A 26,057-nucleotide genomic window follows, 5' to 3' on the forward strand; every position below is an offset into this window, starting at 1 on the left:
CCAACGGCAAGGCCACCAGCAAACGTAGCCAGCCACGCCAAGGGCCCGCTGAGCAGGTGGCCGTACTTTGCCAGTGCCGCGGCCGACATGAGCGCGGGCGCCGACCGGGTCGCGGGCTGGCGGGCCGCCCTGGACGCTGCCGGGCTCGCCGCCGACGCGGTCGTCGAGGGCGACTTCACCGAGGACGGCGGCGAGGCCGCCTGCGAGATACTGCTGGGCAGCCATCCGGACATCGACGGCCTCATGGTCGCCTCCGACCTGATGGCCGCGGGTGCGCTCCGCACCCTCGGCCGAGCCGGCCGTCGCGTCCCCGACGACATCGCGGTCGTCGGCTACGACGATCTCGGCATCGCCGAGCGCACCACTCCCCCGCTCACCACGGTCAAGAACCCGATAGGCGACATGGCCGAGGAGGCCGCCCGGCTCCTCCTCGCCCAGCTCGACGGCACCACCACCATCCCGCGGCGCGTCGTCTTCGCGCCCGAGCTGGTGCGGCGTACGTCTGCCTGACCTGACGCGCCACCCGTCCGCCCGCATATCGGAGTGCGGACGCGATCCGGGCATGCCTGCCGCAAGGCTGTTAGCGTCCTGACGCGATGCCACATCGCAATTCGACTGGCAGCGTGCCCCGCCCGGAGTCGGCTACCCGAGTCGACTTCCGCTCACCGGACCTCGAGGACGGTCAGCATCTGTGGCGGATGGCACGGGATTCTCGGGTACTCGATGTCAACACCTCGTACGCCTACCTGCTGTGGGCGCGCGACTTCGCGACGACCTCGGTCATCGCGACCGTCGATGACGATCCAGGAGGATTCGTCACCGGCTACCGGCGTCCGGACGAGCCGGAGACCCTGATGATCTGGCAGGTCGCCGTCGACGAACGGCACCGCGGCCAGGGTCTGGCCCGCCGCATGCTCGACGAGCTCGTCGACCGCCTGGCCGTCGACCAGGGCGTACGCCACCTGGAGACGACCATCACGGCGGACAACAGCGCCTCGATCGCGCTGTTCACCTCGTTCGCGAACGCACGCAACGCCCCGATCGAGCGCACGCCGCTCTTCGAGGCCGCGATGTTCCCCGACGGGCACGACGCGGAGCTGCTGTTCCGCATCGGCCCGTTCTGACCGCACGATCTGTCCGCACGATCCGACCGAACCGCACCCCGGTCCGCCGGGCGTTGTGCGCGCCCGCGTACCGGGATCGACGACACACGGAGGTTTCATGTCCATGACGACGACCACCGAACCCACCACCGCGATCTTCGACTCCCTGGAGTCGCAGGTCCGCAGCTACTGCCGCAGCTGGCCCGCCGTGATGACCCACTCCCAGGGCTCCACCGTCACCAGCGAGGACGGGCGTGAGTTCCTGGACTTCTTCGCCGGCGCCGGCGCGCTCAACTACGGGCACAACAACCCCGCGCTGCTGGACCCGCTGCTCGACTACCTGCGCGAGGGCCGCATCCTGCACTCGCTGGACATGCACACCAGCGCGAAGCGGGACTTCCTGCAGGCCTTCTCGGACCTGATCCTCGAACCGCGCAACCTCGACTACAAGGTGATGTTCCCCGGTCCGACCGGGACCAACTCCGTCGAGGCCGCGCTCAAGCTGGCCCGCAAGGTCACCGGACGCCAGCACGTGCTCTCGTTCACCAACGCGTTCCACGGGATGACGCTCGGCTCGCTGGCCGTGACCGGCAACTCGATGAAGCGCAAGGGCGCCGGCATCCCGCTGACCAACAGCTCGAAGATCCCGTACGACGACTACTTCAACGGTGCCGTCGACGACTTCATGTGGCTGGAGCGGGTGCTCCAGGACAGCGGCTCCGGCGTCGACAAGCCGGCCGCGATCATCGTGGAGTCCGTCCAGGGCGAGGGCGGCCTCAACGCCGCCCGCCTGGAGTGGCTCAAGGCGCTCTCGGACCTGTGCCGCGAGTACGACATCATCCTGATCGTCGACGACGTGCAGGCCGGCTGCGGGCGTACCGGCAACTTCTTCAGCTTCGAGGAGGCCGGGTTCTCCCCCGACATCGTCTGCCTGTCGAAGTCGATCTCCGGCTTCGGCCTACCGATGGCGCTGACCCTGATCCGGCCCGAGCTGGACCAGTTCGAGCCCGGTGAGCACAACGGCACCTTCCGCGGTCACAACCTCGCCTTCGTCACCGGCCGGGCGGCGCTGGAGCGGTACTGGGCAGATGACTCCTTCCAGAGGGAGGTCCAGGCAAGGGCCACGGACCTGCACGCGGGGCTGACGAAGATCGCCGAGCGGTACGAGGGTGCGGCCGTCCGCGGTCGCGGCCTCCTGACCGGCATCGCCTTCCCGGATGCCAGCGCGGCCGGGAAGATCGCGGCGGCGGCGTACGAGCGGGGCCTGCTGGTCGAGACCTCCGGGCCCGAGGACGAGGTGCTCAAGACGATGCCCCCGCTGACCATCACCCCTGCGGAGCTCGCCCGCGGTCTCGCCGTCCTCGAGGAGGCCACCGCGTCCGTCCTCGGTGACGGTGTCCCCGCCTGACCTCCCCCGACCCGAAACGAGAGAACATGCGCGTCACCTATCTGGAAGACCTCACCGAGACCGACCGAGACGTACGAGTCGAGTCCGAGCACGGCACCTGGCGCAGCCGCCGGATCGTGCTGGCCCGCGAGGGCGTCGGCTTCTCCTTCCACGAGACCAACATCCCCGCCGGAACGACGAACGAGTTCTGGTACGCCAACCACATCGAGTGCGTCTACTGCGTCGGCGGTGAGGGCGAGCTCCTCGACCGGGAGACCGGAGAGACGTACGAGATCCGCGACGGGATGTGCTACCTGCTCGACAAGAACGACAGGCACACCGTCACCGCCAAGACCGACCTGCGTCTGATCTGCACCTTCAACCCGCCGGTCACCGGCCGGGAGGTGCACGACGAGAACGGCGTCTACCCGCTCCTGACCGAGGAGGTAACTGCATGACCGCTGCAATCGAACACGTCGACGACGTGTACCCCACCCGTCTCGAGGAGTGCTTCAGCACGCTCCCCCGCCAGGACAAGGTCGTCTGGGGCACCGCGGCCGACGGGCCGATGGACCAGCAGACGCTCGACTCCTACGACGAGCGCGGCTACCTGACCGTCCCCGACCTCATCACGCCCGAGGAGGTCGCGGAGCTGCGCGCCGAGCTGCACCGCCTCAGCAACGACCCCGAGACCCGGGCCGACGAGCGCACCATCATCGAACCCGCCTCGCAGGAGGTGCGCTCGATCTTCGAGGTGCACCAGAGCAGCGACCTCATCGCCCGGCTGGCGGCCGACCCGCGCGTGGTCGGCCGGGCCCGGCAGGTCCTGGGCTCGGACGTCTACATCCACCAGAGCCGGATCAACTTCAAACCCGGCTTCGGGGGCGGTGACTTCTACTGGCACTCCGACTTCGAGACCTGGCACGCCGAGGACGGCCTGCCCCGGATGCGGACCGCCAGCATCTCCATCTCGCTGACCGACAACCACTCCTTCAACGGGCCGCTGATGATCATGCCCGGCACGCACAGGACGTACGTCTCGTGTGGTGGCGCCACCCCTGAGGACAACTACAAGTCCTCGCTGGTGATGCAGGGCGCCGGAACCCCGGACCAGGAGACCATCGCGAAGATGGCCGACGCCTACGGGATCGACGTACTCGCCGGCGCCGCCGGCAGCGCGGTCATGTTCGACTGCAACTGCATGCACGGCTCCAACGGGAACATCACGCCGTACCCGCGCTCGAACGTCTTCCTGGTGTTCAACAGCGTGGAGAACACTGCGGTCGAGCCGTTCTCGGCCCCGAAGCCACGGCCCGCGTTCATCGGGGCGCGCGACTTCACCCCGGTGGGCTGACGGCTTCGCCGCCCAGCCGCCGGCCCCTTCGGGGTCGGCGGCCTGTGGCGTCGTTGGGCGCGTGCTGGTGCGGCGTACGTCTGCCTGGTCTTTGCCTACCCCTAGGCTGAGCGCATGACACGCATCCGCGCCTTCTCGGGCGCCACGACCGGCGCGGCACTGCTCGTGCTGCCGCTCAGTCTTCTTCTGACGGCCTGCGGCGGCTCGAGCAAGGACTACGTGCAGGAGAAGACGGTCGAGCGGATCGCGACCGAGCAGCTCACCAACGCCATCGGCGTCACCCCCGAGGGCCTCGACTGCCCCGGCGATCTCGAGGGCAAGGTCGGCACGGAGATGACCTGCGTCCTCACCTCCGAGGGCGAGAAGTACGACGCGATCATCACCGTCGACGACGTCGACGGCGGCCGGGTCCACTTCCAGATCGACGTGCCGCCCAACGCCACGGAGTGAGCCCACAGAGTCCTCTGAGCAGATAGCCTGTTGAATCGTGTCCCCTCATGCGAGGCCCTTCTTCGAACATGTCGCGCGCGTGTGCGACGGAACTCCCTACAAGGCGACCGAGACGTCGCGCGGTTTCGACGTGGAGCTCGACCTGGCCGACGAACGCTGGCACTCCACGCTGCTGGCCGCCAAGCTGCACTGGGTCTTCACCTACCACGTCTCGATGCCGACCCGGAGCTCGTACGCGATCATCGAGGACACCCGCAGCCTCGTCTGGTTCGGCGACGTGCCCCACACGCAGAGGACCGGCGTACGCCGCATCGAGGCCGATGACGAGCAGACCGACCAGGGCGTGTGGACCGTGCACGACCCCGAGGCCGTCCCCGACACGGACCAGTACCGTTTCGACGCCGAGGAGGGGCGCACGCTGATCACCAGCGTCGCCCGGCTCTACGCGCTGCAGCAGCGCGGCGCGCGGCACGAAGGGGCGGGCTTCTCCGTCGCCGTCGGCCTGGTCGTGACGCTCTCGGTGATCGCGACCGTCATCGGCGTCGCGGTGATTCTCAACCTGCTCGGGACGTTCGGCGCGCCGTCGTAATCAGTTCGTAAAGCCATCTGTGTGATGCTGGCCCGCATGGATCCGATCGGCGAGGCGAAACGGCAGTGGATCGCGCACGGCTGGGCCGATGCCGCCGACGGGATGGCGCTGGTGACCTCGCTCGTGCGCGTGCACCAGCTCGTGATGGAGCGCGTCGACGCCGCGCTGCGCCCCCACGACCTCTCCTTCGCCCGCTACGAGGTGCTCCGCCTTCTCTCCTTCACCCAGGACGGCCAGCTCCCGATGGCCAAGCTCGGCTCCCGCCTCCAGGTCCACCCCGCCTCGGTGACCAGCGCCGTCGCTCGCCTGGAGAAGCAGGGCTTCGTACGCCGCGGCCGCTCCGCCGACGACGGGCGCGTGGTCCTCGCCGCCATCTCCGACGCGGGCCGCGAGGCGGTCGAGGCGGCCACCATCTCGCTCAACAGCGAGGTCTTCGAGAAGCCTGACATCGAGGACGTACCCGGTCTGACCGCGCTGCTCACCCAGCTCCGCGCGGCCTCGGGGGACGCCGTCGGCTGAGATGCCGACGTCGCGTACTGGCAAGTACGCGAGGGACGACCTATGCTGGAATTACTTGGACGTCCAACTATTCCCTGGGAGTACCGCCCATGTCCGACCTCCACATCCCTCAGAACCACGTACGGATCGTGACCGCGAGCAGCCTGTTCGACGGTCATGACGCGGCGATCAACATCATGCGCCGGATCTTCCAGGCCCAGGGATGCGAGGTGATCCACCTCGGCCACAACCGCTCGGTGACCGAGATCGCCGACGCCGCCGTCCAGGAGGACGCCCACTGTGTGGCGGTCTCCTCCTACCAGGGCGGCCACGTCGAGTTCTTCGAGTATCTGGTCACCGCGCTCAAGGAGCGCGGCGCCGGCCACATCAAGGTCGTGGGCGGGGGCGGCGGCGTGATCGTTCCCTACGAGATCGAGCGACTGGCCAACTCCGGTGTCAAGATCTTCTCCCCCGAGGACGGCCAGCGGCTCGGGCTCCCGGGGATGATCAACTCGGTCGTGCGCGACATCGACCGCGACCTGTGGCCCACCTTCGAGTTCGCGGCCGAGGACGTGCTCGCCGGCTGCCCCCTCTCCCTCTCGCGATCCATCACCGCAGCCGAGCAGGGCCGGCTGCCTGCAGCGATCGCGGACCCGCTGCGTGAGGCCGGCCGGGCGGTCGTCCTGGGCATCACCGGCACCGGCGGCTCCGGAAAGTCCTCGCTCACCGACGAGCTGGTCCGGCGGCTGCGGGTCGACCAGGAGGACAAGATCCGCATCGGCGTGCTCGCCATCGACCCGAGCCGACGGCGTGGTGGCGGCGCGCTGCTGGGCGACCGGATCCGGATGAACTCCCTCGCCGCCATCACCGACGGCGGCTCGACGACCTACTACCGCTCCCTGGCCACCCGCGGCGGTCACGAGGTGCCCGAGCACTTCGCCGACGTACTGGCGGTGATGAAGTCCGCCGTCGACCTGGTCATCGTCGAGACCCCCGGCATCGGCCAGGGCGACACCGGGATCAGCGACTTCGTCGACGTGTCGCTCTACGTGATGACGCCCGAGTTCGGTGCCGCGTCACAGCTGGAGAAGATCGACATGCTCGACTTCGCCGACGTCGTGGCGATCAACAAGTTCGAGCGGCGCGGGGCCGAGGACGCACTGCGCGACGTGTCCCGCCAGCTCGTCCGCAACCGGGAGGCGTTCACGTCCTCCCCCGACGACATGCCGGTCTTCGGCACCTCGGCCGCCGCCTTCGACGACGACGGCGTCACCGCGCTCTACCAGCACCTGCGCGGCCTCCTCGCCGAGGCGGGCCTCGCGGTCGGCGAGGGCGTCCTTCCCCGCGTCTCGACCCGCCACTCGACGGGCATCCACCCGATCATCCCCGAGAGGCGGGTCCGCTACCTGGCCGACATCGCGGGCGACGTACGCGACTACCACGCCCGCACCGTGGAGCTCGTCGCCGCGGCGCGGAAGGAGCAGGCGTACGAGATCGTTGCCGCGGACCACCCCGAGCTCGAGGCCCCCGCCGGCGAGATCCCGGACGACCTGCGCAAGCAGCTCTCCTCGTGGGAGGAGACCAAGGAGACCTACGCCGCCGACGAGAGCGGCCGCACGTCGCTGGCCGGCAACTACATCCCGCGAGTAGCGACCCCTCGCTACACCGACCGCGGCGAGCTGACCCGGTTCCTGCGCAACGAGAACCTGCCCGGGTTCTTCCCGTACACCGCGGGCGTCTTCCCGTACAAGCGGGCCAACGAGGACCCGGCGCGCATGTTCGCCGGCGAGGGCGACCCGTTCCGCACCAACCGCCGCTTCAAGCTGCTCTCCGAGGGCCAGCCCGCAACCCGGCTCTCGACCGCGTTCGACTCGGTGACGCTCTACGGCCGTGACCCCGACGTACGCCCGGACATCTACGGCAAGGTCGGCACCTCCGGCGTCTCGGTGGCGACGCTGGACGACATGAAGGCGCTTTACGACGGCTTCGACCTGCTGGCCCCGACCACCTCGGTGTCGATGACGATCAACGGGCCGGCGCCGACGATCCTGGCCTTCTTCCTCAACACCGTGATCGACCAGGCGCGCGAGCGCGGGATCGACCCGGCGAAGGCGCTGCAGACGGTCCGCGGCACGGTGCAGGCCGACATCCTCAAGGAGGACCAGGGCCAGAACACCTGCCTGTTCTCCACGGAGTTCTCGCTGCGCTGCATGGCCGACATCCAGGAGTGGTTCATCGAGAACGGGGTGCGCAACTTCTACTCGGTGAGCATCTCCGGCTATCACATCGCCGAGGCCGGGGCGAACCCCATCTCCCAGCTCGCCTTCACGCTCGCCAACGGCTTCACCTACGTGGAGTCCTACCTGGCCCGCGGCATGGACATCGACGACTTCGCGCCCAACCTGTCCTTCTTCTTCTCCAACGGGATGGACCCGGAGTACTCCGTCATCGGCCGTGTCGCCCGCCGGATCTGGGCGATCGCGATGCGGGAGCGTTACGGCGCCTCGGAGCGCTCGCAGAAGCTGAAGTACCACATCCAGACCTCGGGCCGGTCCCTGCACGCGCAGGAGATGGACTTCAACGACATCCGCACCACGCTGCAGGCGCTCATCGCGATCTACGACAACGCCCAGTCGCTGCACACCAACGCCTTCGACGAGGCCGTGACGACCCCGTCCGAGGAGTCGGTGCGGCGCGCGCTGGCGATCCAGCTGATCATCAACCGCGAGTGGGGCCTGGCGTTCAACGAGAACCCACTCCAGGGCTCCTTCATCATCGACGAGCTCACCGACCTCGTCGAGGAGGCCGTACTGAAGGAGTTCGACCGGATCTCCGAGCGCGGCGGCGTGCTCGGCGCGATGGAGACCGGCTACCAGCGCGGCAAGATCCAGGACGAGTCGATGCTCTACGAGCACCGTAAGCACGACGGCACGCTGCCGATCGTCGGCGTCAACACGTTCGTACGCGACACCAACGGCGCCCCCGCCGGCCCCGTTGAGCTCGCCCGTGCGACCGAGACCGAGAAGAAGTCCCAGCTCGATCGCGTCCACGCCTTCCAGGCCTCCCACTCGGCCGAGGCGGAAGCCGCGATCGTACGCCTCAAGCAGGCCGCCATCTCCGACGAGAACGTCTTCGCCGCGCTCATGGACGCCGCTCGCGTCTGCTCGCTCGGCCAGGTCACCGAGGCGTTCTTCGAGGTCGGGGGCCAGTACCGGCGCAACGTCTGAGCCAGCGACTGCCCGACGAAGGAGGGCAGTCGCGTCGGCGAAGAGATCGAGCAGGCGCACGTCCGGGAGCTTGCGACCGGACGTGACCGCCGTGTCGAGATCGGAGCAAGTGTGACAGCAACGACAGTGGTCGACGACCTGGGAGCCCCATACGGCGGGCCGCAGCCGGCGACGCGGGTGGTCTCGCTGGTCCCGTCGCTGACCGAGGCGCTCGTCTCGGTCGCGGCGGACCGGGTCGTCGGGGCGACGGACTGGTGTACGCATCCGGCGGACCTGGACGTGCCGCGCGTGCGCGGCACCAAGAACCCCGATCTGGCCGCGATCGCGGCACTGGCGCCGGACCTCGTGGTGGCCAACAAGGAGGAGAACCGGGAGCTGGACGTACGCCGGCTTCGGGAGCGGGGCATCCGGGTCTGGGTCACGGACATCGAGACGGTCCCCCAGGCGATCGCGTCCATGGAGAGTCTTCTCGACGGCATCGGTTGGGACCGCCCGGACTGGCTGGTGGAGGCCCGCGGGCTCTGGTGCGGGCCGCTCCCCCGGGTCACTCGCCGGGTCGTGGTGCCGATCTGGCGCGACCCCTGGATGGTGGTCGGCTCACGGACGTTCACCGGGGACCTGCTGCGGCGGCTGGGCTGGGAGAACGTCTTCGGCCAGCACGCGGATCGCTATCCGCACCTCGACCTGGCCGAGATCGACGGAGCCGGGGCCGACGTCGTGCTGCTGCCCGACGAGCCGTACGTCTTCACCGCCGAGGACGGCCCCGAGGCCTTCGCGCGGACGCCGACCGAGCTGGTCAGCGGCCGGCTGATCACCTGGTACGGGCCGAGTCTGGTCGAGGCACATCGTTGGGCAGCCGGCTGATCGCCGGCACCTGAGCCAAGCCGTTGACGACGACCGAGAAGATCAGCAGGGCGAGCGCCCATCCCGGCTGACCGGCGTCCAGGAGCGCTAGTGAGGCGAGCCCGAAGACGATCACCTTCATGACCGGCCGGATCACGGGCCCGCCACGAGCCGCCTTGGGCGAGGCGAACAGCCACCAGACGAACATGGCCGCCGCCGGCAGCAGCCAGACCAGCAGCCACCGCGGTTCGTGCTGCCAGCCCCAGACCCCGAAGGCCGCCATCGCCAACAGCTCGTCGACGAACACCAGAGCCAGCACGAACCAGCCGAAGGCGGGCACGATCGATCGCATGCTGCTCCTCATCCGGCCGCGAGAACGGCCAGGTCACGTACGGCATAGCGGTGGTGTTCGGCCTCTTCGGCGAGCACGACCTTGAGACATCGGCGTACGCCGTAGTCGGCGTCGGGGTCGTTGCCGATCGGCTTGCGGGTGCAGAGCCGGTCGAGCTCTGCGTCAGTGACCCCGGAGACGAACGCGCGCATCGTGCCCATCCGGGCGAGGCGGGGCTCCAGGATCTGCTCCAGCGACGGGTCGGCGTCGACGGTGAGTCCGGTGCCGGTCTCGTCCGCCCCCGCGGGCCCATAGCCGAGCGGGTGGTAGGGCTCGTCCTCCTCGAGGACCGGGTTGCCGAGCCACTTGTCGCTGGCATAGAGCAGATGGCGCTGGGTCTCGACGAACGACCACTCGTCGTCGACCCGCTGATGGAGCAGCTCCTCCGGTAGCGCCCGGACGCGCTCGAACGTGGCCGCCCAGGTCTCCTCGATCGCCGCCCAGGCCGCACGGATCTCGTCGGCGGTCTTCGCCTCACGGGCCAGCACCCGGTTGGGCTCGGTCCGGTCGAGCTCGGCCTCGACGTACGCCGTCACGTCGACGTCGTTGACCACGATCCGCCCGAAGGCCCCGGCCAGATAGACGTCACGGCCGTAGCAGTCGACGATCTTCAGCCGCTCCTCGAACCAGCAGTCCCGAATCTCGAGGTCGCTGACATCGCTCTGCCGGATCAGCGCGCCCCGGAACAGGTCGCTGTTGACGTACGTCTTCTGCTCGGTGGGCATACGACATGGTCGGCCCGACCGGCGCACCCGTCAACGGACTTACGGGTCTAGCGGAAGGCGGGCTTCTCCTTGGCCAGGAACGCGCGTACGCCCTCCTTGAAGTCGGCGCCCGTGTAGACCTCGCGCAGCAGCTCCTCATCGCCCTCCGGCGAGGCCTCCGCCCGGGCGGCGTACGCGGCGAGCTGGCTCTTGGTGGCCCGGACCGTGACGCCGGAGAGCGGCAGGATGCCCTCGACCAGCGCGTCGACCTCGTCGGCCAGCGAGTCGGTGACGGCGGTCAGCGCGCCGGTGGCATAGGCCCGGTCGGCGCCGACCAGCCGCGCCGCGAGCAGCATCTCGCGCACGACCGGCTCGCCGAAGACCGCGGCCGCGCGGTAGACGATGGAGGCCGCGAGCGCGTTGCCGAGCGTCTTCGCGATCGGGTAACCGAAACGCGAGTGCGGCGTCGCGACCCGCAGGTCGCAGTGGGTCGCGACGGCGAGCCCGCCACCGACACAGACGCCGTCGACCGCCGCGATGGTGACCTGCGGGAGCGCGAACAGCTTCTCGAGCAGCGCGCGGATCCAGTCCTCGTAGTCCACCGCGTCGCGGGAGAGGAAGTCGGAGATCTCGTTGCCGGCGGCGAACGCCCGGCCGCCGGTGCCGGTCAGCACCAGCACCTTCACCGACTCATCGGTGGCCAGCTCGTCGCACAGATCGTGCAGCGCGCCGTACATCGCGTGCGTGAAGGCGTTGTGCTTCTGCGGCCGGTTGAAGGTCACCTGTACGACGCCCGGACGCCGCTCCACTACCAAGTCCTCGCTCACGAGAACCGAGCGTAGGGCACCCCGCGGGGTGCCCTACGCGGTGCTCATCAGATGTGCGGCTTCACCTGGTCGGTGTAGATCTTCTCCAGCGCCGTCTTCAGGCTGTCCATCTCGGTCTGGACGTCCTTGTTCTCGGTGAGGATCGAGGCCATGTGGTTGGCCATCTCCAGGTCGCCACCGGGCAGGAAGACCCGGGCGTAGTCCTGCGAGCGGGTGTTGGCGAGCTGGTCGATCGCGACCTGGGCCTGCGGGGTCTTCTTCAGGATCGCGGCGGGGTCGGCGGACTTGCGGATCGGCACGTAGCCGGTCGCCTCCGAGAACTTGATCGCCTGCTCTGGCTCGGTGAGGAACTTGATGAAGGTGCCGGCCGCGAGCTGCCGCTCGGGGCTGATGTCCTTCGGGATGCCGACGCCGGAGCCGCCGGTCGGGCAGATCCGCTCGGCCTCCGCCGGCCCGGCCGGCAGCGGCGCGACACCGACGTCGAACTTCGCCGAGGTGATCGCGTTGATCAGGTCACCGGTCGAGCCCACGGTCGCACTGGCCACGCCCGCGGCGAAGTCCTGGATCTGGTCGACGCCGGCGACCCCGGCGACCTTGTCCTTGTAGACCCAGTCCTTGAGGAAGGAGAGCGCCTCGACCGACGTGGCGGAGTTGCAGGTGATGTCGAAGGACTCCTCCTTCGACCACCCGCCGCCCCAGCCCCAGAGGTTGTTCTGCAGGGTCCAGCCGGCGTAGCCCGCCAGGGCTGGGAACTGGAAGGCGAACTTCGCGCCGCTGGTCGCGGCGAGCTCGGTCTTCCACTCGCCGAACTCCTCCCAGGTCTGCGGGCCCTGGTCGGAGAGGCCGGCCTTCTTCCAGTGGTCCTTGTTGTAGTAGAAGAGCGGCGTCGAGCGGGCCCACGGGACCGCCCAGTGGGCGTCGTCGTAGAGGTAGTCGCCCAGCAGCGAGTCGACGTAGTCGTCGGTGTCGAACTCGAGCGCCTCGAAGAGGGAGTCGAGCGGGATGATCTGGTCGTTCATCTTGTAGCGGAACCACCACACGTCCGACAGGTTGATGATGTCGGGCAGGTCGCCGCCGGTCTGCGCGGTCTGGAACTTCTGCGCGATCTCCTCGTAGTCGGCCCCGGCCGTTACGAGCTTGACGGTGATGTCGGACTGGGAGGCGTTGAAGGCGTTGACGATCTCGGTGCTGACCTTGATCGAGTCACCCGGGTTGGAGGTCCAGAAGGTGATCTCCTTGGCCGGCTTCACTCCGCTGAAGTCGATCTGCTCGACGGCGCTGGCGCCGCCGCCACCACCGCTGGTCGACGGGCCGCCGCCACAGGCGGACAGCGCCGCCGCGGAGATGCCCAGGGCGCTGAGGCCGAGGAAACGTCGTCGGTCCAGGATCAGACCCGAGCGATGCAGGTTGGACGAGGTGTTCATGAAGCATCCTTTCCCTGTTGTGCCAACTGTGGGCTCAGAACGTCAGCCTTTGACGCCGCCCTGGGTGAAGCCGTTGACGATGTGACGCTGCAGGAACGCGAAGAGGACGAGGATCGGCAGCAGCACCATCACGGTGCCGGCCATCAGGACGCCGAACGAGCTGGCCGCGGACTCGCTGTTCTGCAGCAGCGTCAGACCGCGCGGCAGCGTCATCATCTCGGGATCGGTGATGATGATCAGCGGCCACAGGTAGTCGTTCCACTCGTAGACCACGTTGACCAGGGCCACGGTCGCGATCGACGGCAGCGACATCGGCACCACGCAGTGCCACAACCTCCGCCAGTGGCCGGCGCCGTCGAGGTGAGCCGCCTCGATCACCTCGTAGGGCAGCTGCATGAAGGCCTGGCGCAGCAGGAACGTACCGAAGCCGGTGCCGAGGCCCGGCAGGATGAGGCCCCAGTAGGTGTTCTCGCCGCCGAGGCTGCTGATGAAGACGTAGTTGGGCAGCGCGGTGACCTGCGGCGGCACCATCATCGTGGCGAGCACACCCCAGAAGATGTACTTCCTGCCGGGGAACTCGCAGAAGACCAGGCCGTACGCCGTCAGGATCGCCAGCAGCACCTTCAGCCCGGCACCGACGACCGTGACGATGGTGGAGTTGAGGAAGAGGCGTCCGAAGGGGACCTTCTGCGCGGCCTCGGCGTAGTTCTCCGGCTGCCAGACTTCGGGGAAGACGACCAGGTCGGTGGTCGCCAGGTCGCCGGGGCCCTTGAAGGAGGCCAGGAGCATGTAGCCGAGCGGCAGCACGACGACGAGCACCGCGAGCAGGAGCACCAGGTAGTCGCGTACGGTCAGCGGCGTCAGCGATCTGAATTGCTTCGGGCTTCGCTTCAGCCGCATCCGGCGTGAGGGAGCAGTCGTGCTCATCGGTAGTGGACCCGCCTCTCCACGACGATCAGCTGGACGAGCGTGATCACCACGAGGATCGCGAAGAGCACCGTGGACAGCATCGCGGAGTAGCCCGCCTGGCTCTGCTCCTTGAAGCCGGTCAGGTAGGCGTCGAAGATCAGGGTGCGGGCGCCGCGGCCGAGCTTGTCCATCGCGATCAGCAGGTCGAACGCCTGCAGGCTGTTGAGGATCGTGGTGACCATCAGGAAGAACGTGGTCGGCGAGAGCAGCGGGAGGGTCACCGTGAAGAACCGCCTCACCGGGCCGGCGCCGTCGAGATCGGCCGCCTCCAGCACGTCGCCCGGCACCGCCTGCAGACCGGCGAGGTAGATGACCGCGGCGTAGCCGAGGTTCTTCCAGACGTAGACGATGATCACCATCGTCAGCGTCCAGGGAGGCGAGTTGATCCACTCCGGGCTGTTCAGGCCGACGTCGCGCAGGACCGCCGAGAGCGCGCCGATGTTGGGGTCGAAGATGTAGAGCCAGGCGAGCCCGACGCCATAGCCGGACAGGATGTAGGGCGCGAAGACCGTCGCCTGCGCGAAGCCTGCCCCCGGCAGCTTGCGGTTGAGCGCCAGCGCGACACCCAGGCCCAGGGCGAGGGTGAGACCGACGGTCGCGACGGTGAAGATCGCCGTCGTGGTGAGCACCTTGCTCGCCTCGCCGGAGGTGAAGAAGTCGCGGTAGTTGCCCAGCCCGACCGGGGTCGCGAACTTCGAGCCCAGCGTCCAGTTGAGCGTGGAGTAGTAGATGTTCTGGAAGAGCGGTCGGTAGGTGAAGACCGCGATCAGAGCGACGTTGGGCGCAACGAACGCGACAAAGATCAGCCACTCCCGTAAGCGTCTTCCCGAGAGTGCCTGACGTGGTCGCTTGGTCGTGACGGCCGTCATACCTGGCACGATCGGTGAGTCAAGCGGTTGGGTCGGACCCCGTCAAGAGTAAAACTCTCGGTCTCAAGATTTCGTTACCGGAAACTGACCGTGAACGTCATCTGGTTACCAGCTGAAGCGGAGCCCGAAGCGATCAAAGGAGCCAACGTCCGAGCAACGTGCCGTCGTGCTCGATGAGGGAGCCCAACGACACCGGTACGTCGGCGGGCGGCCCGGTGACGATCCGGCGGCCGTCGCCCGCGAGGAGCTTGGGCGTGATCGTGTGGCAGAGCTCGTCGACCAAGCCGGCCTCGAGCAGCGAGCCGAGAAGGGTTGGCCCGCCCTCGCACAGCACGTGCCGCAGGCCCTCCTCGTGCAGCCGGTCGACGAGCGCCGAAAGGTCGACCTCGGAGGTGCCGGCGACGTAGACGTTCTCCTCGCCGATCTCGTCGCGCGCGGCGTCCAGGCCGGGCGCGACGGCCACCGTGGCGAGCCGGACCGCGCCGGGCTCGCAGCCACGGAGATCGTCGGGGATCCGCCCGCGGCGGGAGACGACGACGATCGGCGCGCCCTTGGCTTTGTACGTCTCGGCGATGGCGGTCCCGGCGCCGACCAGAACGGCGTCGGCGAGGTCGCGCAGGACGTGGAAGACGTCGACGTCGACGGCGTTGTTGACCGTGCCGGAGCGGCCGTCGGAGCCGGTCGCCGCACCGTCCAGCGAGCTGACCATGTTGGCCCGCAACCACGGCAGGCGGGGCGGCGCGTAGATGGCGCGCAGGCCTTCGGGGGTCGTCGGGTCGCCGTCACCGTGCAGGAGCCTCACCCCGCAAACCTAACCGCTCAGGACACCCCGCTATCTTCATCGCATGAGTTGGTTGGTTACCGGAGGCGCGGGTTACATCGGATCGCACGTCGTGCAGGCACTGCTCGACGCGGGCATGGAGCCGGTCGTCATCGACGACCTGTCCTCGGGGTTCGCGAAGTTCGTGCCCGACAACGTCACGTTCGTCGAGGCGACGCTGCTGGACAAGTCCGCGATCGAGCAGGCGATCTCCAACCACGGCGTCGAGGGAGTCATCCACCTCGCCGGTTTCAAGTACGCAGGCGTGTCGGTGCAGCGGCCGCTGCACACGTACGCACAGAACGTGACCGGCACCGCCAACCTCCTCGAGGCGATGACGGCCACCGGTGTCGACGCGCTGGTCTTCTCCTCCTCCGCGGCGACCTTCGGCACCCCCGACGTCGACCTGGTCACCGAGACCACGCCGACCAACCCGGAGAGCCCCTACGGCGAGTCGAAGCTGATCGGCGAGTGGCTGATCGCCGACGTGGCGCGCTCCGAGGGGCTCTCCCACACCAGCCTGCGCTACTTCAACGTCGTCGGGTCCGGCAGCAAGGACCTCTACGACACCAGCCCCCACAACCTCTTCCCGCTCGTCTTCGACGCGCTGGCCAAGGGCAAGACGCCGCAGATCAACGGCGACGACTACCCGACCCCCGACGGCACCTGCGTACGCGACTACGTGCACGTCGCCGACCTCGCCCACTCCCACGTGGTCGCCGCCAAGCGGCTCGCCGAGGGCAAGGACCTCGAGCCGGTCTACAACCTCGGCTCGGGCGACGGCTCCTCCGTACGCCAGATCATGGACGCCATCCGCGAGGTCACCGGCATCGACTTCGAGCCGATCATCAAGCCGCGTCGCCCCGGCGACCCCGCCCGCATCGTCGCCACCGGCGAGCTCGCCCGGCGCGACCTCGACTGGGAGATGCGCCACGACCTGCGCTCCATGGTCGCCACCGCCTGGGAAGCCCGCCAGGCCGCTGGCGCCGACTACCCCAGCTGACCCTTACAGCTACGCGCCGCGGGCTGTTCCTTGGTCAAGGTATGCAGCAAAACGAACACATCCCTCGCGGAACTCCGCGAGGGATGTGTTACTTCGTCGGCATACCTTGACGAAGATCAGGCCTTCTTGGCAGCGGTCTTCTTGGCCGGGGCCTTCTTGGCGGGGGCCGGCTTCTCGGCCGGAGCGGCCTCAGCCTTCGGAGCGTCAGCCTTGGGAGCCTCAGCCTTGGGAGCCTCAGCAGGGGCCTCGGTCTCGGCCTTCTTGAACTTCGCGACGAAGGTCTCACCGCGGGTGGCGAGCTTGTCGTAGGTGCCGGTGGCGGAGTCGGTGGTCTCGTCGAGCTTGGCCTTGACGGTGGTCTTCAGCTTCTCGGGGAGAACGGTGTACTGCTCCTTGGCCAGGGCCGGGAGCGACTTCGGGTCGAAGCCGGTCACGGTGGACTTGGCAGCGGTCGCCTTCTCGGTCGCCTGGGTGCGGTAGGTGGTGGCCTTCTCGGTCGCCTTGGAGCGGGCGTCGGTCAGCTTGGTGGTCGCCTCGGAGCGGTAGTCGTCGACCTTCTTCTGCAGGTCGGTGGCGTAGCTCTTGACGGTCTCGTAGGCGAGGTCGGCAACGCCGGCGACGGCGTTGAGGGGCTTGGTGGTCTCAATCTTGGGCAGCGTGGGCATCTGGGTTCTCCTCGTGATGGGGTTCAGCGGTTTCATCGGCGGCCGGCGCATCGTCGGTGACACGACTGTTGAGAGCAAGGAACGAGTGGTAGACGTCGAGCAGCGAGTGCTTCTGCCGCTCGGTCAGGTTCGGGTCGGCGAGCACCGCGAGCTCCACGGACCCGCCGACGTTGGAGTCGGGGCTGAGGATCCCGGCACGGACATAGACCTGCTCCGCCGAGATCCGCAGCGCCTTGGCGATCTGCTGGAGGACCTCAGCCGATGGCTTGCGCAGACCGCGCTCGATCTGGCTGAGGTAGGGGTTGGACACACCTGCTTGGTCGGCGAGCTGACGCAGAGACATCTCAGCCGAGATCCTCTGTTCCTTCAGATACTCGCCGAGCGTGCCGACCGCACTCGTGACCTTGCTCTTGACCATGACTCCAGTGTGCTAACAATTGCTAGCAAACACAAGCCCTGGGCAACCGAAGTGACACACATCACCCACTAATTGCCTCATCAACCGGCGAAAACACCCGGAGCCACGGCACTCGCGCCTCGCTAGCGTGCCGCTAGCAACTCACAGAAGCGCGCGGATCTCCCCCACCCGGCGCCCACCGCCGAGGATCGGCGCGTCCCCGGTCGCCCGCAACGCGTCGGCGTCGACCCCGTCCAGGTCCCCGACCCCGTCCCGCAGCAAGGCGGCGGCCATCACCGCCGCCCGCGCCCGGTCACCGCCGTCGTCGGCCTTCAGCGCCCACGCGCGGCCGTCGGGAAGCGCGACGGCATAGACGGCCTCGGCACCCAGCTTGCCGATCAGCCCGGGTACGGCCCGGTGCAGCGCGACCTCGTCGCGCGTCGTGCCCGAGACGTACTCGGGGTGGGACCGGATCGCCTCGGCGACCCGCGCGCCCGGACCGTCGACCGCCGAGCCGATCGTCGAGAACGCTCGCGCCAGCCCGGTCAGCGAGGTGGACAGGGCCGGTGCCCCGCAGCCGTCGACAGTGGCGTACGCCGCCTCGCCGGTGCACGCCTCGAGCACCTCCTGGATCCCCACCTGGAGCGGGTGCTTCGGGTCCAGATAGCCCTCCAGCGACCAGCCGGCCGCGACGCAGGTGGCGAGCATCGCGGCGTGCTTGCCGGAGCAGTTCATCGCCAGTCGGGTCTTCGGCTCGCCGCGACGGAGCGCCTCCTCCCGCGCCTCGACGCCGAACGGGTAGTCCTCGATGTTGCCGAGCGCGGACTCGTCCAGGCCCACGGTGGCGAGGATGCGGCGTACGCCTTCCTGGTGGAACGCCTCGCCCGAGTGGGAGGCGCAGGCGAGGGCGAGCAGGTCGGGCGGCAGGTCGAGGCCGAGGATCACCATCGCGAGGGCCTGGACCGGCTTGTTCGAGGAGCGCGGCAGGATCGGCGAGTCGACGTCCCCGAGCGACCAGCTCACGGTGCCGTCGGGCGCCAGGGAGACGGCGGATCCGTAGTGGTGTCCCTCGACGAAGTCGGAGCGGATGATCTCGGCGAACGGCACAGGTGCTGGCATGGGGGCGAGACTATGTGAGAGTTGCCCCGTGTTCGCCGACCTCCTCACCCAAGAAGCGCTCAGCGTGCTCGTGGTCAGCTTCGGCATCGGCATCGTCGTCGGGCTGACCGGCATGGGCGGTGGCGCCCTGATGACGCCGGCGCTGATCTTCCTCGGCGTGCCCCCGACGACCGCGGTCGCCAACGACCTCGTCGCCGCCTCGGTCAACAAGTCGGTCGGCGCCGCGGTGCACTGGCGCCACGGCTCGCCCAACATCAAGCTGGCGACGTACCTGATCATCGGCTCGGTGCCGTGCGCGTTCCTGGGCACCTTCGTCCACAAGCTGGCGCCGGGCGACACCGACCACTTCCTCAAGCTCGTCCTCGGTGGGGCCTTGCTGTTCGCGGCGGCGTCCTACATGTTCCGGATGTACCTGCAGCTGCGCCTGGTCACCGGCGGCAACGAGGCTCCCGAGGAAGATCCCCGCCTGAAGCCGCTGCTCACCATCGTCATCGGCGCCCTCGGCGGTCTCCTGGTCGGCATCACCTCGGTCGGCTCCGGCTCGGTCATCATGATCGCGCTGCTGCTGGTCTACCCGACCCTCTCCGCGGTGAAGCTGGTCGGCACCGACCTGCTCCAGGCGGTGCCGCTCGTCCTGGCCGCCGCGATCGGCCAGGTGCTCAACCACGGCGTCGACTGGGCGGTGCTGATCCCACTCATCCTCGGCGGCACCCCCGGCACGTTCCTCGGCTCGCGGATGGCGCGCTGGGTCTCGCAGTCGGTCATCCGGCGCGGCATCGTCATCATGCTGACGCTCTCGGGCGCCAAGATGCTCGGCGCCGACGCCACCTTCCTGCTGCTCCTCGGCGGCGCGATGCTGCTCCTCGGCCCACTCCTGTGGGGCTTCATCCGCCAGTCGCGCGGCCTGGAGGCCTTCGACAACAACGCCGCCGCCTGGCGACTGCCGGAGCGTTCGGACAAATAGCCTCAACGCCGAGTCGGCTCGTCATGACGAGCCGACTCGGCGATCAGGCCTTCAGGTAGCGGCGTAGCGCGTCGAGGTGGTCCTCGGGCTCGAAGCCGGTGGCGGTGAGCTTGTCGAGGGACATCACCGAGTTCAGCGGTCGCGGCGCGACGCCCTCCTTGCCCGCGAAGTAGGCCTCGGTCGAGGTGGCGCCCACATCGGCCCGGTCACGCCCCGACAGCGAGAACACCTCGGCGGCGACGTCGCGCCACGAGCACGGATCACCGGCGTTGGTGCAGTTGTAGACCCCGTACGCGGCCCCGGACCGCAGCAGGTGAGCGGTGGCCGCGGCAAGGGTGTCGGTGAAGGTGAGCCGGCCGATCTGGTCGTCGACCACGGTGGGCGAGACGCCCTTCTCGGCGAGAGCCGCCATGGTGCGTACGAAGTTCTTGCCATCGCCGACGACCCAGGAGGTGCGCAGGATGTAGTGACGTGAGGTGCCCGCGACCGCGATGTCGCCGGCGGCCTTGGACTGGGCGTAGACGCCGAGGGGCGAGACCGGCTCGTCCTCGGTGTGCTCGGTGGCGGTGCCGTCGAAGACGTACTCGGTGGAGTAGTGCACCACGGTCAGCCGGTGCTCGGTCGCGACCCGGGCGAGCAACGCCGGGGCGGTCGCGTTGGCGGCCCAGGCGGTGCGCCGGCCGTCGGCGGTCTCGGCGACATCGACGGCGGTGTAGGCGGCCGCGTTGAGGATGAGCTGATAGTCGGGCCACGGCCAGGCCGCGACCGCCTTCTCGTCGGAGATGTCGAGCTCGTCGAGGTCGACCGCGTCCGCGTCCGGGAAGACCGACACGAGGGCCCGGCCGAGCTGGCCGTTGGCGCCGATGATCAGCGTCTTCTTCGGCTTCATCGGGGTGATCTCGGCCAGGCGTGGGTTGGCCCTGTCCTTCTCGGAGATCTCGGCGGAGTCCAGCGGGATCGGCCAGGCGATCGCGGCGGTCTCGTCGGCGAGGTTGAGCGCCGGGTAGGCGAACCCGGGACGCCAGTGGTCGTTGACCAGGTAGGAGTAGACGGTGCGGTCCTCCAGCGCCTGGTAGGAGTTGCCGACCCCGCGCGGCACGAAGACCGCGGTCTCCGGGCCGACCTCGATCGAGAAGGTCGTCCCGAAGGACGACTCCTCACGCATGTCGACCCACGCCGCGAACACCCGCCCGCACGCGACGGAGACGAACTTGTCCCACGGCTCGGTGTGGATGCCTCGGGTCGCGCCACGGGAGGCGTTGAAGGACATGTTGTTCTGCACCGGCCCGAAGTCGGGGAGCCCCAGCTCCACCATCTTCTCGCGCTGCCAGTTCTCCTTGAACCAGCCGCGGGCATCGCCGTGCAGGGGCAGGTGGACGACCAGCAGACCCGGAATGGGCGTCTCGTCGACGCGAAGCTCAGCCACCGAGAATCACTGCCCCTTCGCGGCGTACTTGGCTTCGGTCTCGTGCTTCAGCGGCGACCACCAGGCCTCGTTCTCCTGGTACCAGGCGATCGTCGCGGCCAGGCCCTTGTCGAAGTCCTGGTACTTCGGCTCCCAGCCGAGCTCGCTGCGCAGCTTGCCGGACTCGATGGCGTAGCGACGGTCGTGGCCGGCCCGGTCGGTGACCCACTCGATGTCGTCATCGGGACGCCCGAAATGACGCAGGATCGCGCGGACGACGTCGACGTTGGACTTCTCGCCGTCGGCACCGATCAGGTACGTCTCCCCGATCCGGCCCTTCTCCAGGATCGTCCAGACCGCCGAGGAGTGGTCGTCGGTGTGAATCCAGTCGCGCACGTTGAGGCCGTCGCCGTAGACGCGCGGCCGGCGCCCCTCGATCACCTCGGTGATCTGACGCGGGATGAACTTCTCGACGTGCTGCCAGGGGCCGTAGTTGTTGGAGCAGTTGGAGATCGTCGCGCGTACGCCGAAGGAGCGCACCCAGGCGCGGACGAGGTGGTCGGAGCCGGCCTTGGTGGCCGAGTAGGGCGAAGACGGCTGGTAGGGGGTGTCCTCGGTGAACCGCTTCGGGTCAGCGCCCACCTCATCGAGCAGAGGGAGGTCGCCGTAGACCTCGTCGGTGGAGACGTGGTGGAAACGTACGTCGTGGCGACGGACCGCCTCGAGGAGCACGAAGGTGCCGACGATGTTGGTCTGGACGAACGGAGCCGGGTCCGAGAGGGAGTTGTCGTTGTGCGACTCCGCCGCGTAGTGCACGACCGCATCCGACTCCGCCACCAGTGGCTCGACGACCGCGGCGTCCGCGATGTCGCCGACCACGAGCTTCACCCGATCCTCCGGGAGCCCCGCCAGCGATGCCTCCGAGGAGGCATAGGTCAGCTTGTCGAGCACCGTCACGTACGCATCGGTGTTGGCCACGAGGTGGTGCACGAAGTTGGAGCCGATGAACCCGGCCCCACCTGTCACAAGAATCCGTCTCACCGGTTCATCGTAGGCAGAATTAACCACCCGGTGGTCGCCTCGCCCCGGTGGGTTCCCTAGAACGTGGGGTGAACATCCGTAGGATCAACTGATCATGAAGGGGATCATCCTCGCCGGAGGCACCGGCTCACGTCTGCACCCGATCACTCTCGCGATCAGCAAGCAGCTGATGCCGATCTACGACAAGCCGATGATCTACTACCCGCTGACCACGCTGATGCTGGCCGGGATCCGGGACATCCTGGTGATCACGACGCCTCACGAGGCCTCCGGCTTCCACCGGCTCCTCGGTGACGGCAGCCATCTCGGCGTCAACATCAGCTACGCCGAGCAGCCCTCCCCCGACGGCCTCGCCCAGGCGTTCACGATCGGCGCCGACGTCGGCTTCCTCGATGAGTCCGAGGACGGTGTCGGCCTCGTCCTGGGCGACAACATCTTCTACGGCCCCGGCCTCGGCACCCAACTGGCCCGCTTCAAGACGATCACCGGCGGCGCCGTCTTCGGCTACCGCGTCGCCGACCCGCGCGCCTACGGCGTCGTCGAGTTCGACGAGAACCGCAAGGCCATCTCCTTGGAGGAGAAGCCGGAGAAGCCCAAGAGCCCGTACGCCGTCCCCGGCCTCTACTTCTACGACAGCTCGGTCATCGGGCACGCCCGCAACCTCCAGCCGTCCGCTCGCGGCGAGCTCGAGATCACCGACCTCAACCGGATCTACCTCGAGGCCGGCACCCTCTCGGTCGAGGTGCTGCCGCGCGGCACCGCCTGGCTCGACACCGGCACCCTCGAGGACCTCAACGAGGCCGCCAACTTCATCCGCGCCATCGAGCACCGCCAGGGCACCAAGATCGGCGCCCCCGAAGAGGTCGCCTGGCGCCAGGGCTGGCTCTCCGACGAGGAGCTCTCCGAGCTCGCCCAGCCGCTGCTGAAGAGCGGCTACGGGAAGTATCTGCTCGGGCTGCTGGCCTAGGCCGAATCAGGCCTCCGCCGCGACCGCGGCCGTCTGCTCGGCGCGACCGAAGTCGTCCTCGAGGCGGACGATGTCGTCCTCGCCGGTGTAGCCACCGCGCTGGACCTCGATGATCGAGAGCGGCTCGGCGGTCTCGTTGCAGATCCGGTGGGCCTGGCCGACGGCGACGTCGACGGACTCGCCCGGGCCGGCGATGGTGGTCACGCCGTCGATGATGCAGGTGGCCTTGCCGTAGATGACCACCCAGTGCTCGGAGCGGTGGGTGTGGGTCTGGTAGGAGAGGCGGCTGTTGGGCAGCACCTCGATCCGCTTGACCTTGTAGCCCGGACCGATGTCGATGACGTGCCACGAACCCCAGGGGCGGGTCTCGGAGTCACCAGCCATGATGTTGCCTCATTCCTAGACACTGAGCAGAAGACGCGACCATAACTGTACGCATCCGCGCACGGTTCATTGCGAACCGATGTTCACCGGTCCGTTACCCGCAGGTCGCCCACGGGAGCAGAACACTTCCGCCGGAGGGCGTCAGTCGCGCCCGTAGATGTCGCGCGTGTAGACCTTGTCGGCGACATCGGCGAGCACGTCGGTGCGCCGGTTGGCGATGATCACATCGGCCCGCTGCTTGAACTCGTCGAGGTCCTTGATGATCTCGGAGTGGAAGAACTCCGGCTCGTCGAGCTCGGGCTCGTAGATGACCACCTCGACGCCCTTGGCCTTGATCCGCTTCATCACGCCCTGGATCGAGGACTCGCGGAAGTTGTCCGAGCCGGACTTCATGATCAGCCGGTAGACGCCGACCACCTTCGGCTCGCGCCGCAGGATGTCGGTGGCGACGAAGTCCTTGCGGGTGGTGTTGGCCTCGACGATCGCCGAGATGAGGTTCTGCGGGACGTTCTGGTAGTTGGCCTGCAGCTGCCTGGTGTCCTTGGGCAGGCAGTAGCCGCCGTAGCCGAAGCTCGGGTTGTTGTAGTGCGACCCGATCCGGGGGTCCAGGCCGACGCCCTCGATGATCTGGGGCGTGTTGAGGCCGTGGGTGGCGGCGTAGGTGTCCAGCTCGTTGAAGTAGGCGACCCGCAGCGCCAGGTAGGTGTTGGCGAACAGCTTGATCGCCTCCGCCTCGGTGGCACCGGTCATCAGCACGGGTACGTCGGGCTCGAGCGAGCCCTCGAGCAGCAGCTCGGCGAAGCCCTTCGCGGCCGGGGAGTCGTCGCCGACGACGATGCGGGAGGGGTGCAGGTTGTCGTGGAGCGCCTTGCCCTCGCGAAGGAACTCGGGGCTGAAGAAGAGCGTCGTCTCGGGGTGCTGCTCGCGCTTGGCCGTGATGTAGCCGACCGGGATGGTCGACTTCACCACGATCGCCGCCTCCGGCGCGTAGGTCACCGCGTCGGCGATCACGCTGTCGACGGTGGAGGTGTCGAAGTAGTTCGAGGCCTCGTCGTAGTTCGTCGGGGTGGCGACGATGACGTACGCGGCATCCGCGTAGGCGTCCTCCTTGTCGAGAGTCGCGCGCAGGCCGAGCTCCTTGGTGGCCAGGAAGCTGGTGATCTCGGCATCCTCGATCGGGGTCCTGGCCGCGTTGACCAGGTCGACCCGCTCCTGGGAGATGTCCAGCACGACGACCTCGTGCTTCTGGGCGAGCAGGACGGCGAGCGACATCCCGACATAGCCCACGCCGACAACGGTGATCTTCATGTTCGGCACTGTAAGCAGCGGTTTGAGGCAGGTCACAGGAACTGTCGCGATGATGTTCCCGTACGGGAACATCGCGTAAAGTGTTCATCGTGCCGTCGCCGTACCTGACCTCACCGGCCGCCTTCGGGTCGGCCGTGCGCTCCGCCCGGCGCCGCGCCGGCCTCACCCAGAGCGACCTGGCCCACCGGGCCGGGGTCGGCCGGCGCTTCGTGGTCGACGTCGAGTCCGGCCACCCGCGCGCCGAGCTCGGCAAGGCTCTCGCGCTGCTGGAGGTCCTCGACGTCTACCTCGCCCCCACGCAGCTCTCCCCGATCGCCCCGCCCCTGGAGGACGTCGACCTCGACGCCGTCCTGGCCCACTGTCTGACCAATTCCTGATGCCAGAGCTGTACGCCTTCGCCGGCCGCCGCCGGATGGGCACCTTCCGTCAGGTCGGCGTCTGGATCGACTTCACCTACGCCGAGACCGCCGGACCGACGCCGATCTCCCTCTCCCTCCCCCGCACCGGCCCGGCGCTCGTCCCGGGGGCCGCCCGCGCCTGGCTGGACAACCTGCTCCCCGCCCGCGAGGACGTACGCCGCAGATGGGCGCGCGAGCGAGGGCTGCCCGACACCGAGCCGATGACGCTGCTCGCCTCCTACGGCGACGATCTCCCCGGCGCGGTCTCGCTCTCGACCGACCCGGACCTGCCCTGGCGCCGGGCGCCGCGCCCCGTCGAGGCGCCGCTGCCCGAGATCACGACCCGGCTCGCGGCGCTGCGCAACCAGCCCACCTCGTGGCTCGACCAGCGGGCCAGGCCCCGGTTCTCCCTCGGTGGTCACCAGGGGAAGTTCGCGCTGCGGCGGGCCTCGGGCAAGTGGTTCTGGCCGACGTACGAGCATCCTTCGACGCACATCCTGCGGCCGACGACACCCGAGGAGGCCTCCGCGAGGATCGCCGACCTGGGCCGGGCGCGCTCGGACGGGATCCCCGCCACCCGCACCGAGCTGGTCACCTTCGGCGCGCAGGCGGCGCTCGTCGCGGAGCGCTGGGACCGGCTCGGCGGCCGGCGCATCCACGCCGAGACGATCCGGCAGGCACTGGCTCTTCGGCCCGGCGAGGACATCGACCCCGGCGGCGTACGCGACCTGTTCCGGCGCCTCGACCTGACGCCGTCTCCGGGCGATGACGTCGACAGGATCGCCTTCCTGCTAGCCGGGAAACGGGTCGCCGTGGCACCGCGGCGCTGACCACGTCACGCCGGCCATCTCACCGTGCGAGTGGCGCTTCCGGACATGGCCCGTCGCCTGCGTACACTCGGATTCCTGCCCACGCGGGGATGGGACATTTCGCCGTGCCGTGGAAGCCGCC

General features: G+C 68.6%; 29 protein-coding genes. 15 read left to right on the top strand and 14 right to left on the bottom strand.

From position 1 onward, the window contains the following. From ABZU72_RS25030 to ABZU72_RS25075, 10 genes are all read left to right on the top strand, one after another. The coding region (locus ABZU72_RS25030; protein WP_355021495.1) for a substrate-binding domain-containing protein at positions 1–510 on the top strand (510 nt) is incomplete at its 5' end. A 113-nt stretch (positions 511–623) separates the two neighbouring features. Beyond that, positions 624–1,124, top strand: coding sequence for a diaminobutyrate acetyltransferase (gene ectA / locus ABZU72_RS25035; RefSeq protein ID WP_355021496.1), 501 nt, complete (start codon positions 624–626; stop codon positions 1,122–1,124). Between the two features lie 103 nt (positions 1,125–1,227). Further along, positions 1,228–2,511 carry a diaminobutyrate--2-oxoglutarate transaminase gene (gene ectB, locus ABZU72_RS25040; RefSeq protein WP_355021497.1) on the top strand — a complete coding sequence of 428 codons (1,284 nt, stop codon included), beginning with the start codon at positions 1,228–1,230 and terminating at the stop codon, positions 2,509–2,511. Positions 2,512–2,537: 26 nt separating this feature from the next. Then, complete coding sequence (locus tag ABZU72_RS25045) at positions 2,538–2,948, top strand: ectoine synthase (RefSeq protein ID WP_355021498.1); 411 nt, start codon at positions 2,538–2,540, stop codon at positions 2,946–2,948. Next, positions 2,945–3,844 (top strand): ectoine hydroxylase, encoded by a 900-nt coding sequence (gene thpD, locus ABZU72_RS25050; protein WP_355021499.1) that lies wholly within the window; start codon positions 2,945–2,947, stop codon positions 3,842–3,844. The genes ABZU72_RS25045 and thpD overlap by 4 nt, the downstream gene beginning before the upstream one ends. A 114-nt stretch (positions 3,845–3,958) precedes the next feature. After that, positions 3,959–4,294: a DUF4333 domain-containing protein gene (locus ABZU72_RS25055; RefSeq protein ID WP_355021500.1), complete on the top strand. Its 336-nt coding sequence runs from the start codon at positions 3,959–3,961 to the stop codon at positions 4,292–4,294. 37 nt (positions 4,295–4,331) lie between these two features. Then, positions 4,332–4,883 (top strand): hypothetical protein, encoded by a 552-nt coding sequence (locus ABZU72_RS25060; protein WP_355021501.1) that lies wholly within the window; start codon positions 4,332–4,334, stop codon positions 4,881–4,883. Positions 4,884–4,919: 36 nt separating this feature from the next. After that, positions 4,920–5,402, top strand: a complete 483-nt coding sequence (locus ABZU72_RS25065) for a MarR family transcriptional regulator (RefSeq protein ID WP_355021502.1) — start codon at positions 4,920–4,922, stop codon at positions 5,400–5,402. A gap of 89 nt (positions 5,403–5,491) precedes the next feature. Beyond that, a complete protein-coding gene (gene icmF, locus ABZU72_RS25070) occupies positions 5,492–8,608 on the top strand; it encodes a fused isobutyryl-CoA mutase/GTPase IcmF (protein WP_355021503.1) in 3,117 nt (1,038 codons plus the stop codon). Positions 8,609–8,719: 111 nt separating this feature from the next. After that, positions 8,720–9,472, top strand: coding sequence for a helical backbone metal receptor (locus tag ABZU72_RS25075; RefSeq protein WP_355021504.1), 753 nt, complete (start codon positions 8,720–8,722; stop codon positions 9,470–9,472). On the opposite strand, the gene ABZU72_RS25080 is transcribed toward ABZU72_RS25075, so the two are convergent. The 7 genes from ABZU72_RS25080 to ABZU72_RS25110 all read right to left on the bottom strand — a co-directional run bounded on the left by ABZU72_RS25080 (position 9,420) and on the right by ABZU72_RS25110 (position 15,437). Continuing rightward, positions 9,420–9,803, bottom strand: coding sequence for a YrdB family protein (locus ABZU72_RS25080; RefSeq protein WP_355021505.1), 384 nt, complete (start codon positions 9,801–9,803; stop codon positions 9,420–9,422). The two genes, ABZU72_RS25075 and ABZU72_RS25080, sit on opposite strands and share 53 nt — an antisense overlap. Positions 9,804–9,811: 8 nt before the next feature. Further along, positions 9,812–10,567 carry a DinB family protein gene (locus ABZU72_RS25085; RefSeq protein ID WP_355021506.1) on the bottom strand — a complete coding sequence of 252 codons (756 nt, stop codon included), beginning with the start codon at positions 10,565–10,567 and terminating at the stop codon, positions 9,812–9,814. 47 nt (positions 10,568–10,614) lie between these two features. After that, positions 10,615–11,373, bottom strand: coding sequence for an enoyl-CoA hydratase-related protein (locus ABZU72_RS25090; RefSeq protein ID WP_355021507.1), 759 nt, complete (start codon positions 11,371–11,373; stop codon positions 10,615–10,617). Between the two features lie 47 nt (positions 11,374–11,420). Then, entirely contained in the window at positions 11,421–12,797 is a 1,377-nt protein-coding gene (locus ABZU72_RS25095) for an ABC transporter substrate-binding protein (protein ID WP_355021508.1), read from the bottom strand. 42 nt (positions 12,798–12,839) lie between these two features. Beyond that, positions 12,840–13,724, bottom strand: coding sequence for a carbohydrate ABC transporter permease (locus ABZU72_RS25100; protein WP_355021509.1), 885 nt, complete (start codon positions 13,722–13,724; stop codon positions 12,840–12,842). Beyond that, positions 13,721–14,635, bottom strand: coding sequence for a sugar ABC transporter permease (locus tag ABZU72_RS25105; protein WP_355021510.1), 915 nt, complete (start codon positions 14,633–14,635; stop codon positions 13,721–13,723). Before ABZU72_RS25105 ends, ABZU72_RS25100 begins: the two co-directional genes overlap by 4 nt. 133 nt (positions 14,636–14,768) lie before the next feature. Beyond that, positions 14,769–15,437, bottom strand: coding sequence for a dihydrofolate reductase family protein (locus ABZU72_RS25110; RefSeq protein ID WP_355021511.1), 669 nt, complete (start codon positions 15,435–15,437; stop codon positions 14,769–14,771). Between the two features lie 43 nt (positions 15,438–15,480). On the opposite strand from ABZU72_RS25110, the gene galE reads away from it, so the two are divergent. Beyond that, the gene (gene galE, locus ABZU72_RS25115) at positions 15,481–16,458 is read left to right on the top strand and encodes a UDP-glucose 4-epimerase GalE (RefSeq protein WP_355021512.1); all 978 of its coding nucleotides are present in this window, start codon (positions 15,481–15,483) and stop codon (positions 16,456–16,458) included. Between the two features lie 116 nt (positions 16,459–16,574). Here the strand turns inward: galE and ABZU72_RS25120 are convergent, their stop codons facing one another. The 3 genes from ABZU72_RS25120 to ABZU72_RS25130 all read right to left on the bottom strand — a co-directional run bounded on the left by ABZU72_RS25120 (position 16,575) and on the right by ABZU72_RS25130 (position 18,639). Further along, positions 16,575–17,123 carry a hypothetical protein gene (locus tag ABZU72_RS25120; protein WP_355021513.1) on the bottom strand — a complete coding sequence of 183 codons (549 nt, stop codon included), beginning with the start codon at positions 17,121–17,123 and terminating at the stop codon, positions 16,575–16,577. Next, complete coding sequence (locus ABZU72_RS25125; protein WP_091045907.1) at positions 17,101–17,541, bottom strand: helix-turn-helix transcriptional regulator; 441 nt, start codon at positions 17,539–17,541, stop codon at positions 17,101–17,103. Before ABZU72_RS25125 ends, ABZU72_RS25120 begins: the two co-directional genes overlap by 23 nt. A 141-nt stretch (positions 17,542–17,682) precedes the next feature. After that, complete coding sequence (locus tag ABZU72_RS25130; protein WP_355021514.1) at positions 17,683–18,639, bottom strand: asparaginase; 957 nt, start codon at positions 18,637–18,639, stop codon at positions 17,683–17,685. A 28-nt stretch (positions 18,640–18,667) separates the two neighbouring features. Between ABZU72_RS25130 and ABZU72_RS25135 the strand changes: the two genes are divergently transcribed. Then, positions 18,668–19,603, top strand: coding sequence for a sulfite exporter TauE/SafE family protein (locus ABZU72_RS25135; protein ID WP_355021515.1), 936 nt, complete (start codon positions 18,668–18,670; stop codon positions 19,601–19,603). A gap of 43 nt (positions 19,604–19,646) precedes the next feature. Here the strand turns inward: ABZU72_RS25135 and ABZU72_RS25140 are convergent, their stop codons facing one another. Both ABZU72_RS25140 and rfbB read right to left on the bottom strand, forming a co-directional pair. Then, complete coding sequence (locus tag ABZU72_RS25140) at positions 19,647–21,029, bottom strand: bifunctional dTDP-4-dehydrorhamnose 3,5-epimerase family protein/NAD(P)-dependent oxidoreductase (protein WP_355021516.1); 1,383 nt, start codon at positions 21,027–21,029, stop codon at positions 19,647–19,649. Between the two features lie 6 nt (positions 21,030–21,035). Then, positions 21,036–22,049: a dTDP-glucose 4,6-dehydratase gene (gene rfbB / locus ABZU72_RS25145; RefSeq protein WP_355021517.1), complete on the bottom strand. Its 1,014-nt coding sequence runs from the start codon at positions 22,047–22,049 to the stop codon at positions 21,036–21,038. A 94-nt stretch (positions 22,050–22,143) separates the two neighbouring features. On the opposite strand from rfbB, the gene rfbA reads away from it, so the two are divergent. Then, positions 22,144–23,016 (top strand): glucose-1-phosphate thymidylyltransferase RfbA, encoded by an 873-nt coding sequence (gene rfbA, locus ABZU72_RS25150; protein WP_355021518.1) that lies wholly within the window; start codon positions 22,144–22,146, stop codon positions 23,014–23,016. A gap of 6 nt (positions 23,017–23,022) precedes the next feature. Here the strand turns inward: rfbA and ABZU72_RS25155 are convergent, their stop codons facing one another. After that, positions 23,023–23,400 (bottom strand): phosphomannose isomerase type II C-terminal cupin domain, encoded by a 378-nt coding sequence (locus ABZU72_RS25155; RefSeq protein WP_355021519.1) that lies wholly within the window; start codon positions 23,398–23,400, stop codon positions 23,023–23,025. Positions 23,401–23,541: 141 nt separating this feature from the next. Then, on the bottom strand, positions 23,542–24,708 hold the full coding sequence (locus tag ABZU72_RS25160; protein ID WP_355021520.1) for a nucleotide sugar dehydrogenase: 1,167 nt from the start codon (positions 24,706–24,708) through the stop codon (positions 23,542–23,544). 89 nt (positions 24,709–24,797) lie between these two features. Between ABZU72_RS25160 and ABZU72_RS25165 the strand changes: the two genes are divergently transcribed. Further along, positions 24,798–25,085 (top strand): helix-turn-helix transcriptional regulator, encoded by a 288-nt coding sequence (locus ABZU72_RS25165; protein WP_355021521.1) that lies wholly within the window; start codon positions 24,798–24,800, stop codon positions 25,083–25,085. Beyond that, a complete protein-coding gene (locus ABZU72_RS25170) occupies positions 25,085–25,936 on the top strand; it encodes a HipA N-terminal domain-containing protein (RefSeq protein WP_355021522.1) in 852 nt (283 codons plus the stop codon). The genes ABZU72_RS25165 and ABZU72_RS25170 overlap by 1 nt, the downstream gene beginning before the upstream one ends. Positions 25,937–26,057: the final 121 nt, after the last annotated feature.

The sequence above is a fragment of the Nocardioides sp. NPDC004968 genome (genome assembly GCF_040608935.1).
Lineage (GTDB): Bacteria > Actinomycetota > Actinomycetes > Propionibacteriales > Nocardioidaceae > Nocardioides.